The sequence below is a fragment of the Paenibacillus algorifonticola genome, assembly GCF_050481745.1.
In the GTDB taxonomy this organism is placed as follows: domain Bacteria; phylum Bacillota; class Bacilli; order Paenibacillales; family Paenibacillaceae; genus Pristimantibacillus; species Pristimantibacillus algorifonticola_A.
The window spans coordinates 179,992-193,888 of record NZ_JBCNGR010000008.1; the positions used below are offsets into that span (position 1 = coordinate 179,992).

14 protein-coding genes are annotated in these 13,897 nt (G+C 50.2%); 6 read left to right on the forward strand and 8 right to left on the reverse strand.

Annotated features, from left to right (window positions below; genetic code table 11):
• Positions 1 to 50: 50 nt before the first annotated feature.
• Positions 51 to 1,724 carry an extracellular solute-binding protein gene (locus tag ABEW34_RS08370; protein ID WP_430157010.1) on the reverse strand — a complete coding sequence of 558 codons (1,674 nt, stop codon included), beginning with the start codon at positions 1,722 to 1,724 and terminating at the stop codon, positions 51 to 53.
• 218 nt (positions 1,725 to 1,942) lie between these two features.
• Entirely contained in the window at positions 1,943 to 2,377 is a 435-nt protein-coding gene (locus ABEW34_RS08375; protein ID WP_430157013.1) for an Hsp20/alpha crystallin family protein, read from the reverse strand.
• Positions 2,378 to 2,567: 190 nt separating this feature from the next.
• Between ABEW34_RS08375 and ABEW34_RS08380 the strand changes: the two genes are divergently transcribed.
• The 6 genes from ABEW34_RS08380 (at position 2,568) to ABEW34_RS08405 (ending at position 4,684) form a co-directional block, all read left to right on the forward strand.
• Complete coding sequence (locus ABEW34_RS08380; RefSeq protein ID WP_046229873.1) at positions 2,568 to 2,807, forward strand: spore germination protein; 240 nt, start codon at positions 2,568 to 2,570, stop codon at positions 2,805 to 2,807.
• Positions 2,804 to 3,007 (forward strand): spore germination protein GerPB, encoded by a 204-nt coding sequence (locus ABEW34_RS08385; protein ID WP_430157016.1) that lies wholly within the window; start codon positions 2,804 to 2,806, stop codon positions 3,005 to 3,007. Before ABEW34_RS08380 ends, ABEW34_RS08385 begins: the two co-directional genes overlap by 4 nt.
• Positions 3,008 to 3,021: 14 nt before the next feature.
• Positions 3,022 to 3,684 carry a spore germination protein GerPC gene (gerPC, locus tag ABEW34_RS08390; protein WP_430157019.1) on the forward strand — a complete coding sequence of 221 codons (663 nt, stop codon included), beginning with the start codon at positions 3,022 to 3,024 and terminating at the stop codon, positions 3,682 to 3,684.
• Complete coding sequence (locus ABEW34_RS08395) at positions 3,677 to 3,892, forward strand: hypothetical protein (RefSeq protein WP_056029200.1); 216 nt, start codon at positions 3,677 to 3,679, stop codon at positions 3,890 to 3,892. The genes gerPC and ABEW34_RS08395 overlap by 8 nt, the downstream gene beginning before the upstream one ends.
• Positions 3,889 to 4,347, forward strand: coding sequence for a spore germination protein GerPE (locus ABEW34_RS08400; RefSeq protein WP_430157022.1), 459 nt, complete (start codon positions 3,889 to 3,891; stop codon positions 4,345 to 4,347). The genes ABEW34_RS08395 and ABEW34_RS08400 overlap by 4 nt, the downstream gene beginning before the upstream one ends.
• A gap of 244 nt (positions 4,348 to 4,591) precedes the next feature.
• A complete protein-coding gene (locus ABEW34_RS08405; RefSeq protein WP_099521728.1) occupies positions 4,592 to 4,684 on the forward strand; it encodes a dihydroorotate dehydrogenase in 93 nt (30 codons plus the stop codon).
• Positions 4,685 to 4,843: 159 nt separating this feature from the next.
• On the opposite strand, the gene ABEW34_RS08410 is transcribed toward ABEW34_RS08405, so the two are convergent.
• From ABEW34_RS08410 to ABEW34_RS08435, 6 genes are all read right to left on the reverse strand, one after another.
• Positions 4,844 to 6,520 (reverse strand): extracellular solute-binding protein, encoded by a 1,677-nt coding sequence (locus ABEW34_RS08410; protein WP_430157024.1) that lies wholly within the window; start codon positions 6,518 to 6,520, stop codon positions 4,844 to 4,846.
• A gap of 67 nt (positions 6,521 to 6,587) precedes the next feature.
• On the reverse strand, positions 6,588 to 8,006 hold the full coding sequence (locus tag ABEW34_RS08415; protein ID WP_430157027.1) for a response regulator transcription factor: 1,419 nt from the start codon (positions 8,004 to 8,006) through the stop codon (positions 6,588 to 6,590).
• Entirely contained in the window at positions 7,999 to 9,753 is a 1,755-nt protein-coding gene (locus ABEW34_RS08420) for a sensor histidine kinase (protein WP_430157031.1), read from the reverse strand. Before ABEW34_RS08420 ends, ABEW34_RS08415 begins: the two co-directional genes overlap by 8 nt.
• A gap of 313 nt (positions 9,754 to 10,066) precedes the next feature.
• Positions 10,067 to 11,854: an ABC transporter substrate-binding protein gene (locus ABEW34_RS08425; RefSeq protein WP_430157034.1), complete on the reverse strand. Its 1,788-nt coding sequence runs from the start codon at positions 11,852 to 11,854 to the stop codon at positions 10,067 to 10,069.
• Between the two features lie 114 nt (positions 11,855 to 11,968).
• Positions 11,969 to 12,868: a carbohydrate ABC transporter permease gene (locus tag ABEW34_RS08430; RefSeq protein WP_430157036.1), complete on the reverse strand. Its 900-nt coding sequence runs from the start codon at positions 12,866 to 12,868 to the stop codon at positions 11,969 to 11,971.
• A gap of 27 nt (positions 12,869 to 12,895) precedes the next feature.
• Positions 12,896 to 13,849: an ABC transporter permease gene (locus ABEW34_RS08435; RefSeq protein ID WP_430157039.1), complete on the reverse strand. Its 954-nt coding sequence runs from the start codon at positions 13,847 to 13,849 to the stop codon at positions 12,896 to 12,898.
• Positions 13,850 to 13,897: the final 48 nt, after the last annotated feature.

The window sequence follows — 13,897 nt, forward strand, 5'->3', positions numbered from 1 at the left end:
GTGAGCAAGTATTGTGTCTTCCAGCAGACAAAAGTCGAAGAAACCTCTCCCTACTTCAGATTACCGCCTCTTGCTGCATACCACTGATTTACCTCCGCTGTTGTGCTGCTCCCGCCGAGCCTATTCCAATCGTCTACAAATCGGTCGAATTCGTCGATGGAACTGCCAAGTATAATATTAACGAAGGTGTCGATTTGAAGATTATACAAAATCGCTTGCTTCACAAGCATCGTTTCCGTTGGTGGTCCTACAAAGCTTTCGTATAGCAGCTGGTCATTCTTCATATATTGGTCAAGGACGGAAAAAGCACCAGATGGCCCATAGGTTCGCTCCCAGCCCCAGCCTGACTCTTTATTCGCATTTCCGGAACGGGAGATTTCGATATTTTTATAGATGAAACTGGCTTCATCCTTTAAGACCGAATGATCGTCATTTCCGCCAGCCTCTGCTATTTGGCGATACGCCTCCAGATTCTTCATTGCCGGGAACGGCGTCACCGGAGAAAGCTTCCAGACCGGAAACGGAGAGCTGTAATAGGTTTCATATTCCGCTGTCCCACCCCAGTTCTTCTCCAGATGCAAATTAAAAAGCTTAACGATGGCTTCAGGATGCGGATACCCTTTTCTGACGGCAAAAAAATGGCTGGTGTTAAACCGCAGCGGTACCTTTGGCGCTTCTCCTGACACAGAAACGATCGGAAATGCCTGCCACTCCGCATTTGGATCAGCAGCACGGCTTGATTGAACTGTAAAGGACCCCCATTGCTCGCCATAAAGCATGCCAACTTTCCCCTCAGCAATTAGCTTTTCTTCTTTCAAGCCATCCTTAAGAGCAAATTCGCTATCAATTTGACCATCCCGATACATATTTTGCAGAACCTTTAGCGCGTCTTTCACTTCTGGTTGAATCCCGCCATATAAGAGCTTTCCCGACGCGTCCTTCATCCATATATTAGGATAAGCCTTGTAGCCAGCCATAAAGCCCGTCAATCCCATAACGGGATCAAATAAATACTGCGTCACTGCTAGGCCAAACGTATCATGAATGCCATTTTGGTCAGGGTCATTTTCTGTAAACGCTTTCGAAATAGCTAATACGTCGTCCATGGTTTTCGGCGGCTCTAATCCTATTTTGTATAACCAATCTGTACGCAGCCATATGAACATCGCCCCTTCAATAGAAGAGCTGGTCTCTGGTATGCCCATCAGCTTCCCTTCAACCGTTGCTGCTTCAAAAGGCCCCGTCCCCTCTTGGCTTAAAATTTTCTTCGTAAACGATGAGCCATATTGCTCATAAGCTTCAGACAGATCCTGAATCAGTCCGGCATTGCTGAGCATCCTCAGCTGCTGCGCATTGACTTTGACGACATCGGGAATATTTCCTGAAGCAAAGGCCCCGCTCAGCTTTTGATGATAAAGGTCACCTTTGGCAATCCATTCATATTTGATTTTTATGCCAAGCACCTGTTCATATAGACGAATCCACCTATTATTCTCGAATGTTTCTCCTGGCAGTTGGCTGATTAAATTCTCTAAGCTATCGTCGCTTTCTCTTGCAAAGGTTAATTCAATAGCTGGATTATATGGGCTTAGCGCAGGCTCTTGATAGATAGTCCCTCCTTCAAGCCTGTTCGAGCTTTCTTTATTAGTGCCGCTGCTATAATCGCATGACGTTAGGAGTTGAACAGACAATAATGCAGCAAGCAAAAGCTTGACCTTGTTCATTATTGGTATCCTCAACAGGTGTGCCCCATTTCACATTAGAAAATATCGACCCAGTCTATTACTCTAATTATCCAAATTATGAGAAGAAACACAATACACATCTCTTTATTTTGTTACCCGTCCTTTACTATTGCCCGCATTCCTTCGCTTCTTGAGCTTCAGGATAGCCACAAGGAAGCAATAGCAAGAAGTAAACAGGCTCTCCTTATTCTTTTTCATTATTCCCGCCATCGAATATCCGCCTCATAATACTTCCGGCTCACCGGCCGCTTGCGCAGCTTCACTCTAAGCTCGCCATCCTTCACCATCGCCCTGCACACACGGGGGCGCACACCAACAGGCAGCTTTATCATTTCCTTCCGATTGCCGGGCAGCCCTTCCACTCGCAGGCGGTCTTCCTTTACCCATAAACGAAGCTCTTCCGAGCGCACATGTGCGGGAAGCGGATATTTAACGATGATAAATTGCTCGCTCTGGGAAAAAGAGTACGGCGAAGCTTGCTCCGCAATTGCTCCGGCAGCTTCAGGCAGCGCTTTGGTCATCATTTTTCGCACAAATTGCTCCACCCAGTCCGGCTCGCGCAGCACATCAAACCCTTTAGGCAGCTTCTGCCCTTCAACCCAGCGTTCCAGCTCATCCCATTTGGATTCCATCGTTTACCTCCCACCTCCCGGCCTATCTTCACTATATGCGCCGCCGAGTTGGGCGGTGCGGCTGCAATAGGATCGCTGCCTATATGAAAAGCAAGGCAGCGGCCAGCCTGCTGCTCAAAGCAGGGAACCTCTGGGCGAATGCCGCATACGATATTACAACCATACGCTTAGCAGCAAGGAGGTCTTTGCTATGCCCGCTATAGTCGGCTTCGTAAAAATCGTAAGCGTCGGCTCCAGCTCCATCGTCCAGTTTGGCGACGCCGTGCAAATGTCGCCCTCTAGCACTTCCAAAACCTACGCTGGCTCAGGCTCCTTCCTTACCGGCAGCCTGACGAATTCCAACAACGCCGTAAGCGCCACGAATACGCTGGATCCAGACGTGCAGGACGGTACGCAAAATGAAGTAGCAAACGGGGTCAATATCGTATGAATTGGACCGTTCATCAGACGATTACGATACATCAGCTCCGCGTGGACAACGTCTCGAACAGCTCTGTCCTGCAAATTGGCAGCGCAGGCTCCATTCGCTCCTTGTCCCAGCTGTATAATACGGGCGGCTTCACGGGACCAGCCGCTCAGCTGGGGGGCGAAAATCCGCTCTCCTTCGTTCCGCTGCCCAATCCGACCTAAGACAGGAGGTTTCAATGATGCAGCAGCAGCCGAATCAGCTGTCGCCATGGCAGGCCTGGTCGCTTGACGTCGCAAAGCAGCTCCAATGCCAGCAGGAAAGCATCACTGCGTTGGAGCAGCAGCTTGCGGCCATCTGCGAGCAGCTCAAAAGGCTTGAAGCGAAACCTACTTATAATGTGGAAAATTTGCAGTACCATTTTGACCAATTGAAGGTAGAAAAGCTTGAAGGTACGCTCAATATCGGCATGACTCCACAGGGATCTCCGGATATGAAAGGCGATATTGAGCAGATGGCCATATCCAAGCCGCTCGTCTATCCCGCTCCGCCTAATGGTGCCGCTCAGCCATCGGATCCCTATGCCCCGATTCAAAATGATTTGAACCAGTATATCGACAATGAAGGCGCACAGAAGCTGATGCAGATGGAAAAGCAATTTTGCATGCCGCTCGATCCCCATCACCGCAGACTCATTTTGTCCGATATCCGCAGCCAAATGCCTGCGCGCATCCAATATTACGCAAGGTCAGTGCCCCGCCAGGATGGGGTTAGCGAGGAAACCGCGGCCCAGCAAAACCGAGCCGAGGTGTTCGCCAAAACGGCTCGCGATGCCGACGCAGCAATGCTTCAATATATGCAGCAATTACAGAATGGAGGCGTAAGGGAAGCCCATGATTAAATTTGTCGTACACAATGATTGCCTAAGCGTTGGTAAAGTTGACATTCTCGGTATATCCAGCGCATCGCATTTTCAGATCGGAGACAGCGACTATGTTACGCTTTATTCGATTTTTGATACACCGCCCGAATCCGTAATCGTTGGCCCACTCGCACCTTTTCCAGAGCCAGGTGGCGCCAGCAGCGCAGAAGGGGAGGGCTCGGAATGAGCTTTCCTCTCGACTACCCGATTCGTACGGCTGAGGTTGGCGTTTTGACGATTATCAGCGCATCAGGTTCGGCCATCGTACAGCTCGGAGATCGCGGGCTATCGACGCCAAAGCTTCGCGCGCTTGCCCTCCAGCGGGAAATAAGCCATGACCAGGCAGGCGATGTTTATTTTGAATCGTATGATCTATTCACCCAGTCGTTTCCGAGCTTTGATGATTTTGATGGCCCGGCTAAAGACATGGTCCATATTAAGCGCACCAATCATTGTCCACGCATCGTAGTTGGCTGCGTTTATATTATTGCAATGGGCTCATCCTCGAGCGTACAAGCGGGAAATGCGATGGAAACGATCGCCGAATCGCGGATTAAGCATATTCGCCAGTTCAAGCGTCCTATTCCAGTACCCGGCATCGGCTGCCCGCTTCCCTCGGTCAAGCCTGCTCTGTATAGGTGAATGTCATTATAGATAACCGATATACTGTACGAATAACCCGCAGGGCAACAGGCCCTTGCCAAGCTTCCGCTTTTTCAACTAGGCATTAGCTGAAATGCGGATGTGACGGTACAAACGTCCAATTTTTTCATACGCCTCCGGCATACATTAACCATGTGAACAAAAGCTTCACACTTACAAATCATTCAGGAGGTTGTTAATCGTGGGATACCCTGTAGGAGGCGCTAACGTAGGTTGTGGTCCAATCGCGGGTGCCAACAGTTGTTGGACAAATACGGGCACAATTCTCGTTCTCTTTATTTTGCTAGTTATCATCTTGCGTACCTTCTGCTTCTAAGCTTATTCACACCATTGCATGTAGCGCATAGGGATACGGCTTGCTCTAAAGCCAGCTTCATCTAAGCAGCATTTGCAGTAAAGGGGTAGACGGATACTGACACAGCAATAACCGGCAGAGGGAAGGGCTCCCTGCCGGTTATTGCCTGAGCCAGCCTAGCTATTGCCCGGAAGCACGCTCCGCTATCTCCTTCGTAATCTCATCCCCGCCCTGAAGGCGCCACTGCTTGACGAATTCATCAAAGCTGTCCAAGCTTTGGTCGCCAACGATGATTTTCAAATAAGTCTCGTTCTCCAGCTGCTCCAGCGCGTCCCATTTTGTGCCCATCGCTGGGGTAGCACCGTAGAAAACACTATTTACTTTAATCATGGGTGATTTTCGAATGGCACCGACGCCATATTCGTAAGCTGCTGCGGGCTTCCACGCATCCAAATTTTTCTTCGGGTTCTGATGCTCGGTCTCCGTCATTTCATACAGCAGGTAAGAGTCAGGATCAAGCGTCGATGGGTCAAGCTTGCCTTCCAGCACGCCTTGCAAATTATCATAACGATTGTCTACCGCATCCGAATAATCAAGCAGCAGGTCGAACGGATAATAATGGCGCAGCTGCACGCCGGACTGGGATGCATATTCATCCAGCCATTGGGTTTCCTGAATGTTCGGGTCCAGCCGCCGCTCCAGGCGGGTAAATACATTGAGCAGCTTAACGACCGCCTCAGGATGCTCATAGCCTTTACGCACAACGAGATAACGATCCGTTACTGGTGCGGTATGTGTCACATACTCCCCGTTCGCATCAACCGGAGCCGCATAAGCGCGCCACTCTGCTTTCGTATCCTGAGCTACTGCTTCTGATAGCGGCCAATAAGGCATCCACCACGGCCCAAAAAACATCCCGGCTCTGCCTTCCACAATCGGCTCCTCCGACTCCCGATACAGTACAAACTGTTTGTCGATCAGCCCCTCCTTGTACCAGTCGGCCAGCTGGCCGAGCGCAGCTTTGCTCTCCGGAGTAATCGAGCCGTATACGACATTGCCATCTGTATCCCTTATCCAATTTTTCGGAAACGCATGGAACGAATGAAAAATCGAATCAAATCCGCTTGGATTCGGCTTCTGTCCGAATACAACAATTTTATCACCAGCGATACCAACGGTATTCGCCTTGCCGTCGCCATCAGGGTCACGCTGTACGAAGGCTCGGGCGATCTCCTCAATATCACGTAGCGTCTTCGGCGGCTCCAGCCCCAAACGATCCAGCCAATCCTGGCGCACCCATAGCAGGGTGACCGCATCCATCTCAATGGCCACATTAGGCAGACCGTAAAGCTTGCCATCACGCGAAGCCTCCTCCAGCGCCTTCCCGCTTGATGAAGCATAAATATCTCGTACCAGCTTGGAGCTGTATGCCGCATACGTACCCGTTAAATCCTGAATCATATCATTGTCGATAAGCTTCCTCAGCTGGGCGCGGTCAACAACCATTGCATCAGGCATATCGTTGCTCGCAATGGCAAAGCTGATTTTTTGCTCAAAGGCATCGTCGCCCTTCGCTTCCCAGGCATGAACCACCTTTATATTGGTCAATTGATCCAAGTAGCGGGAAATGGGGTTGTTATCATTGGTGTCGCTGCCGGATAAGCGGGATTCGGGAATTTTGAACCCTACCCGAACGCTGACCCGCTCTGGCATGCTTCCATAAGCGAGTGGCTCCGCGCTGCTATCTGCCCGTTCATCCCCTTGCAAGCCGCTCGTCTGCGCTGGGCTATTATTGCCTGTACAAGCGCTGGTCAGCAGCAGCACAGCCATTATAAGCAAAGCTAATCTCGCTTTCATTGCTCCCCCTCCATTTCCCCTTGGATTGTCACCATCCCAACCGCCGCTTCCTCTTTTTACGCCAATTCTAATAACCGCCTATACGCACTCGCTCGGCACGGAACTCGCTAGGCAGGCTGCCTACCAGCTCACGGAACAGCTTGCTGAAATATTTATCATCCTCAAAGCCTACAGAACAAGCAATTTCGTAGACGGGCATTTCTGTCGTGAGCAGCAGTTCTTTCGCACGCTCCATTCTTATGCCGCGAAGCATTACGCCAAAGGGCATCCCGGCAAAACGGGCGAAGCAGCCGCTAAAATAGCTCCGGCTCATTTTCACATAATCCGCCACATCAACCTGATTAAGCTTGCCGGCCGCTTCACGGCGAATATAGACCGTAGCCCGCAGCATGCAATGAAACACCTCTTTGGAAAGCGACAGCGCAAGCATTCTGCGCTGGGCATAATCCGAGAAGCGGCGCAGCCAGCTTTTATAGTCCTGCCAGCAGCGCGAACGAATGAGCTCTGCGCGAAGCCCTTCCGCCTCACTTGGCTGCATCAGCAGTGCAGACCAGCTCTGTAATAAGTTTTGGCCAAATAGCATGAGCTGCTCCTTGCTCGCCCGAAGCTGCTCCAAACGGCATATGAGTGTTTCCCAAGCAGCTGGGTAAAGCGCCCAGCGCAAATCAGCCATATCAGCGTCAAGCAGCAGAAGCTGCCCCTCCTGATCAGTGGATGCCGTAAGCTGCTGAAGCTCGCCAAAGCTCATTTGTATGCTGTCATGCTGGCCGGAAGACTTATAAAACATCACGGTAGCAAAGCGCTCCTCCAGCAAACGCTTCACATCAGCCAGCTCCTTCTCTTGCAGCCCCGTAACGATAGCATAATGAAAACGGCCCTTTAACAGCTGAGCCAGCTCCCGCTGCCATTCGGACTCTGGGGTAAGATGCGGCAGCGGGATCAGCCATAGCCCTTTCAGCTCTAGCAGCGTAAAATTTTTCAAGACCGGCAGCCGGCACAGCTCGTCTTTCCCTGCCCCTTCCTCTAGCGGGTAACACACCAGCGCGGCATCCGCCTTCATCCGCTCCGCTGCGGCGCTCAGCTCCGCCCCCGCGCGAAAGCTGTTTTCCCACCGAAAGCGCTGAACGATTCTTTGCATCACTTCATCCGCTTTATCGGGCTCAAGCAGCGTCTTCACAATATAATCAATCGCTCCTAGCCGCAGCGCCTCCTGGACATAATCAAACTCATGATGACAGGTCAGCACGACGCTGCGAATAGTGGGAAAGCGCTGCTTAATTTGCTCGATTAGCTCAAAGCCGGATAACTGCGGCATCGTAATATCGGTGAATACGAGATCCACCTCCGTATGCGTGAGTAGCTCAAGCGCTGCTTTTCCATCCCCCGCCTCGCCAACGATCGAAATGCCGAACATCGACCAGTCGAACAACGAAATAAAGCCTTTGCGCACCAGCCGCTCATCATCGACTACAATCGCTTTAATCATCGAACTCCTCCTTCGCTTTACGTGGAATCACGATGGTCACTACCGTTCCCTGCCCCAGCTCGCTCTCAATGCGAAACTGCATCTGCCCATTGTAAAATTGCCGCAGCATCCGGTTCACATAGGACAGCCCAATCCCAAGTCCGCGCTTCGCCTTGCTGTCGTCACCGGACAGCAGCTTTGCAATCGTCTCCGGCTCAATGCCGGAGCCATTGTCCTCTACCCGCAGCAGCATCTCCGCGAGGCCAACAGGCTCAATCGTAATCACGATGCGCCCTGTACGGTCACTCATCCCGTGGTAAATAGCATTTTCGACGAGCGGCTGCAGCAGAAAACGCGGAACCGCAACCTGCAGCACCTCACCTGCAACATTGAGCTGAAATTCGAATTCATAATCATAACGAATGCGCTGCAGCTCCATATAATTCGTCATTGCTTCAATCTCTTCTTCAACGGTTACGATTAAGCTTTGCTTGCCCAAATTATAATGCAGCACCTTGACGAGCAGCGTGACCAGCTTATCAATTTCCTTCTGCCCGTTCATCCGAGCCAGCCACTGCACCGAATTGAGCGTATTATGCAAAAAATGCGGATTAATTTGGCTCAGCAGCTTTTCAATTTCAAATTGGCCTTTTTGCTTTTCCTTGTTGGCAACCTCAGCAATCAAATCATTAATCGTCGTTTTCATATTTTGAAAATTATTAAGCACAAAGTCGAACTCCTCGACATTGGTAAAAGAAACCGGGCTTGTGCGATTTTCCGCCATGCGCACAATTTCTACATTGACCTTGCGCAGCGGCCGATAAATTTGCTTCCAAATGAACAGCGCCAGCAGCAGCGCAAAGACGAGCGTGGAGCAAGCCAGCACGAGCATTTTGCTCAGCCAGGCATACATTTCACTATTAAAGGCCGATTTGCTGACGACGGCTATAAGCTGCCAGCCTTGGGCGCTCGGATAGCGGAACAAATGATAATCCGCCACCTCCTTATGCAGCTCGGGAAAACCAGCATCTACCGCCTCCCGCACCTGCATCGGCATGCTCTCGTCCTCCATATACGTCATGCTGCCCTGCTCATTGACTAGCACATGAGTAACCTTCATGCCATAGGTCTGCTGCTGCAAAATGCTGCGAAATAAATTGTAATTCGTTTCCAAATAAATATACAGCTTATGCTCGCTTCCTACCCGAACGATGCGCTGCTCGGAGAATACCATATTGCTGCTGGAGCTGTACTGCGTTGGATGAGGCCCATAATAATCCGCGCCATTATAATGAATAAACAAGGGTAGCGCTTTGCTGTCAAAGTTCGGGTTCATTGCCAAATTGGAAAACAGCACCGGGTTTTCTTCATCTGGCATAATGTAAGCGGTCAACCCCAAATAAGGATTCGTGAAATTAACGAGATTGATTTTCTGATCAATGGCGGTCATCATTTGAGATTTGCGCGAAATTTGCCGCTCCTGCAAAAATTCAGAAACCTCGTCTACGATTTGGCCATCGAGCGCAAATTGCTTGGAGGCAAAATCAAGATTGTTGATAGCGTTTTCAAGATTTACCGCCTCTTGGCCCAGGCTGGCGCTAATTCCGCTTTGAATTTTGTTGGAGAAGATCGCATAGATGGAGGAATACGTCAGAAAGCCGACCAGAACGAGCGGCAGCAGGCAGCCCAGCATCACATAAAAAATTAATGTGCGCCGCAAGGAACGGGCCGCAAAGCGGTTGTGATACACCGGCTGTTGTGCTGACATCGCTGGCTGATCCCTCTCTTTCGGACATGTCGCTGACAGAGCTATATTATTTACGTTCATTTACTAGAGTTAGAAAATCTTGTTATTATCTTACGATTGGCCTGCCATTTATGCAAGGGGGGAATGGACGCTTTTCGCGATTTTCTTTGCCTCCGGATGTAGTCATAGTCTCATTCGATCATGGAGCGTCCAAGCCCGCGTTTGCCGCAGGACGTAATTAGCCCCGCCAGTTGGCGGGGCTATTAATTATTTACTGTCTAGATCCTATGCCCCTATTGCCTTCTGCCACTGCCTATTGCCTTCTGCTCTCTGCCTATTGCTTGCGATAGCCGAATACTTTCTTATTTTGCTCGACATTCCACGCGAGCACCTCATCATACCCAAGCCCCTTCGCCTTTTCAAGCATTTCCTGGCGCAGCTTATCGAACTCGGCTTCATTTTTCGCATAAACCATTTTCCACGAAAACTGCTTGATTACCTGTGCCACTTGGCCGCGCTTCTGCTCCAGCTCATCGCTGATGACAGAAGGTGGCGTGCCTGTGAACAGCGGACGCATAATAGCCAGCTGATTATTTTTCTCCAAATAATCCTTAGCCGTCAGTGCGCCGCCCATCGCTGCTCGCCAGTCTTGATCAAGCTTCGATGGCGATTTTTCAAGCGTCGACTGCCATAGATTATAATCGTACGGCTCGCCGTTGTCGGGGTTAATATTCGTGTTTTTGAAGGTAGAATTGTTCAGCTGACTCATGCCGTCCTTCCACGTGCCGCCACCAAACTCCTCCGGCACCGCTGTATCATTTGCTGGAAGCGCCTGCTCGCCAAATGCAGTCAATACCGGCTTGCCATCCTTCAGCTCCCAGTTAAGACCTTCCGGCCCATTGGAAGAAATCATATTGCCTTCTGGGCTGTACAGCCAATCAATGAGCTCCAGCACGCGATCGGGGTGCTTCGTTTTTGAACCAATGGCCCAAACGCGGTTGCCTCCGTAAGGATCATAGCCATAAGAGAATGTCCGCTCTTCCTTGAACGGAACGAGTGCAAAGCCTTTTCCTTCTGCCATATGCTCAGCCGTATTGTACGTATCATCGAGCCACGGGAAGAACGTGAACAGCAGCTGGCCGTCCTTCATTTTATTTACAACATCCTCAAACTTTTGCGTCATGGAATCTGGATCGACAAGTCCCATTTGATTCGCGTCAAAATAAAGCTTCAGTCCGCGCATATAATAGCCGTCTTCGTCCAGCACGCCTTGGTATTCGTCCTTGTCGGCCGAAACGAGTGAGAAGCCGCCAGGGTTAAAGCCGTCGCCTTCGTCAAAGCCGTGAATGCCTGCCCATGCTTTCGTCAGCACCATCATATTGCCATCCCAGTCCGCCCACATTGAGAATGCATAGGTCGGACGACCAGATTCGCTTTTCGGCTCCAGCTCCTGCATTTGCTTGAGCACCGGCAAATAATCCTCCATCGTGTTGATTTCCGGTCTGCCCAACTTCTCATACAAGTCCCAGCGCAAATTCGGGTTGTAGGTCAAGTCCTTCGCTTCGGACGCACCTGGCTTGTCGTCGCCAACATCGAAGCCGATGCCGTAGACGCTTGAACCGCCGCCAAAGTTTGCTTTATTTTTCTCGATCGCCTTCGATGCATATTTCAACATATTTTGACCTTTGCTGTCCAGCAGGCCGTCCTTCGTCCAGTCCACAAGCATGCCTGCTTTTATCGAATCCAAATACTTCTGGCCGTCATCGCCGAAAATAACTAAATCGCCGAGGTTGCCTGCTGCCATCATCGTAGCAAATTTGACGTCGCCGCCGCCTTCGAGGTTCGAAGCAATAATATTCAAATTAATATTGAATTTATCTTTAATGACTTTGGCAAACCAGCCTGTCTGCTCGCCCGAGAAATTGGACAGCATCGAGAACACATCCAGTGTGATTTCTTCTCGCTGGCCGCTGCCTGCCGTCTCGGTTGCTCCACCCGCAGATGGAGCTGTGCTGGCCGTATTGCCCGGCCCGTTGTTTGTGTTCGATGTACAGGCTGCTGTCGATACGATCAGCATCGCCGCCATTAACAGCAAGGAAAATGTTTTACGAAATGATTTCAATGCAGTTGCCTCCCTTTTTTTATTATGCTTATGCTCGACCTCCGACTTCGGCAGGCCACCCCCTTTCAATGCAATCACATAACGGATGACTGATAGCTAAGAGCCATCTCGCCCTTACCCTTTAACAGCGCCAATCATAATGCCTTTGACAAAATAGCGCTGGAAAAACGGATAAACGAACAAAATCGGAAGGATGACAATCATTGAAACCGTCGTTCTTATGGAGGTAGCCGTCTGCTTGTTCGTCAGGTCGATATTGCCTACCGCGCCTTGGGAATTGCGAATAATTGCAGCGAGCGATGTCGACTCATTCAAATACTTGTAGAGCACAAATTGCAGCGTAAACAGCTTGCTGTTCGTCATCAGGAACACGGTATCGATAAAGGAGTTCCACTGGCTGACTGCCGAAAAAATCGCAATCGTCGCCGCAATTGGCGTAATGAGCGGCATAATGATTTTGCTGAAAATAACGATGTAGCCCGCCCCGTCCATTTCCGCCGACTCCTCCAGCACATCCGGTATTGATTCCACGAACGTTTTGACGAGAATGACATAAAACGGCGAGACGACTGCTGGCAAAATATACGCCCAAAAGTTGTTCGTCATATTCAGCTTCATCATAATGATGTACCACGGAATGATGCCCGCATTAAAATACATCGTGATGATGACAAAACGGTACCAGAAGCTTCTGGCCCACATTTTGCGCTTCGTAAATAAATAACCGAGAAAGGCCGATGCCGCGACGGTGAGCAGCGTGCCAATAATCGTTCTGCCGCCCGAGACAAGCGCCGCTTGCGCCAGTCCCTTTAATTGCAGCACCTGAATGTAGTTGTCAAAATGAATCATTTTCGGGTACAAGGTAACGAGTCCTCTGGCGCTGAGATCATTGCTGCTGATCGTATTAATAAACAGATAATAAAAGGGAAACAGGCAAAGCAGCGTAAACAAGGTGAAAAATCCATAGTTGCAAATATGGAACAGCCAGTCCCCAAGCCGGCGTTGCGTGTGCATGCGCCTCCTCCTTTCCTCTCGCTTAAGTTAGATGATCGATTCCCCGCGGACGATCTTGGACAGCTGATTCGCGAAAAATAACAATACAATGCTTATAATCGATTTGAGCATGCTGATCGCCGTTGCAAACGAGAAGTTGAAGCCAAGCATTCCCGTGTTGTACACATACAGGTCAAGCACCTCGATATGATCTTTGTTAATCGCATTTTGGAAGACGAAAAATTGCTCCATGCCATTGTTAATGAAATTAGCGATGGAAAGCAGCAGCAGGACAAAATACGTCGGCATCAGCCCCGGAACGGTAATATGCCAGATCATCCGGAAACGGCCCGCGCCATCTACCTTGGCCGCATCGTATTGCTCCTGGTCAATGGAGGAAATCGCCGCGATATACATAATGGCGCCCCAGCCAAGCCCCTTCCACAAGCCCCACAGCGTCATCGCCAGCCAAGTATGGTTGTCCTGAGCCAAATAGTTTACGCCCATCTCCTGAAATCCAAGGGCAATCATCCATTTATTGACGACGCCGCTATCTACCGAAAACATCATGAAGGCTATCGAATAAACAAGCACCCAGCTGATGAAATTGGGCAGCGTCGTGAGCACCTGTACCGTTTTCTTATACCAGGTCGTGCGAATTTCAGTAAGCATAATGGCAAAAATAACGGGGAACACCGACGTTAAAATACCGAGCGAGCTCATCGCAAGCGTATTGCGCATCACCCGCATGACCTCTTGCGTCTGAGTCGGATTGGAGAAAATCGCCTTAAACCACTGCAAACCGACGAATGGCGTCTCCGATAGCGGAAACCCTGGCCGATAATTGTAGAAGGAATATAACCAGCCGTACAGCGGAAAGTAGCTAAACAATAAAATCAGCACAAGGAACGGAGAAGCAAATAAAAACAAACGGAATTTGTCTGGTATTAAGCTGCCGCTGCGCCGAGACATCGAGCTTTGCGGACGGATAGCCGCCTTCATGTAATCCCTCCTGTAAAGATGTCGCAACCGCCTGCCAGGCTTTTCGTT

Bases quoted from the DNA above. Each gene is read 5' to 3' on its own strand.
- ABEW34_RS08370 (WP_430157010.1), bottom strand. From the start codon at position 1,724: ATGAACAAGGTCAAGCTTTTGCTTGCTGCATTATTGTCTGTTCAACTC.
- ABEW34_RS08375 (WP_430157013.1), bottom strand. From the start codon at position 2,377: ATGGAATCCAAATGGGATGAGCTGGAACGCTGGGTTGAAGGGCAGAAG.
- ABEW34_RS08380 (WP_046229873.1), top strand. From the start codon at position 2,568: ATGCCCGCTATAGTCGGCTTCGTAAAAATCGTAAGCGTCGGCTCCAGC.
- ABEW34_RS08385 (WP_430157016.1), top strand. From the start codon at position 2,804: ATGAATTGGACCGTTCATCAGACGATTACGATACATCAGCTCCGCGTG.
- gerPC (WP_430157019.1), top strand. From the start codon at position 3,022: ATGATGCAGCAGCAGCCGAATCAGCTGTCGCCATGGCAGGCCTGGTCG.
- ABEW34_RS08395 (WP_056029200.1), top strand. From the start codon at position 3,677: ATGATTAAATTTGTCGTACACAATGATTGCCTAAGCGTTGGTAAAGTT.
- ABEW34_RS08400 (WP_430157022.1), top strand. From the start codon at position 3,889: ATGAGCTTTCCTCTCGACTACCCGATTCGTACGGCTGAGGTTGGCGTT.
- ABEW34_RS08410 (WP_430157024.1), bottom strand. From the start codon at position 6,520: ATGAAAGCGAGATTAGCTTTGCTTATAATGGCTGTGCTGCTGCTGACC.
- ABEW34_RS08415 (WP_430157027.1), bottom strand. From the start codon at position 8,006: ATGATTAAAGCGATTGTAGTCGATGATGAGCGGCTGGTGCGCAAAGGC.
- ABEW34_RS08420 (WP_430157031.1), bottom strand. From the start codon at position 9,753: ATGTCAGCACAACAGCCGGTGTATCACAACCGCTTTGCGGCCCGTTCC.
- ABEW34_RS08430 (WP_430157036.1), bottom strand. From the start codon at position 12,868: ATGCACACGCAACGCCGGCTTGGGGACTGGCTGTTCCATATTTGCAAC.
- ABEW34_RS08435 (WP_430157039.1), bottom strand. From the start codon at position 13,849: ATGAAGGCGGCTATCCGTCCGCAAAGCTCGATGTCTCGGCGCAGCGGC.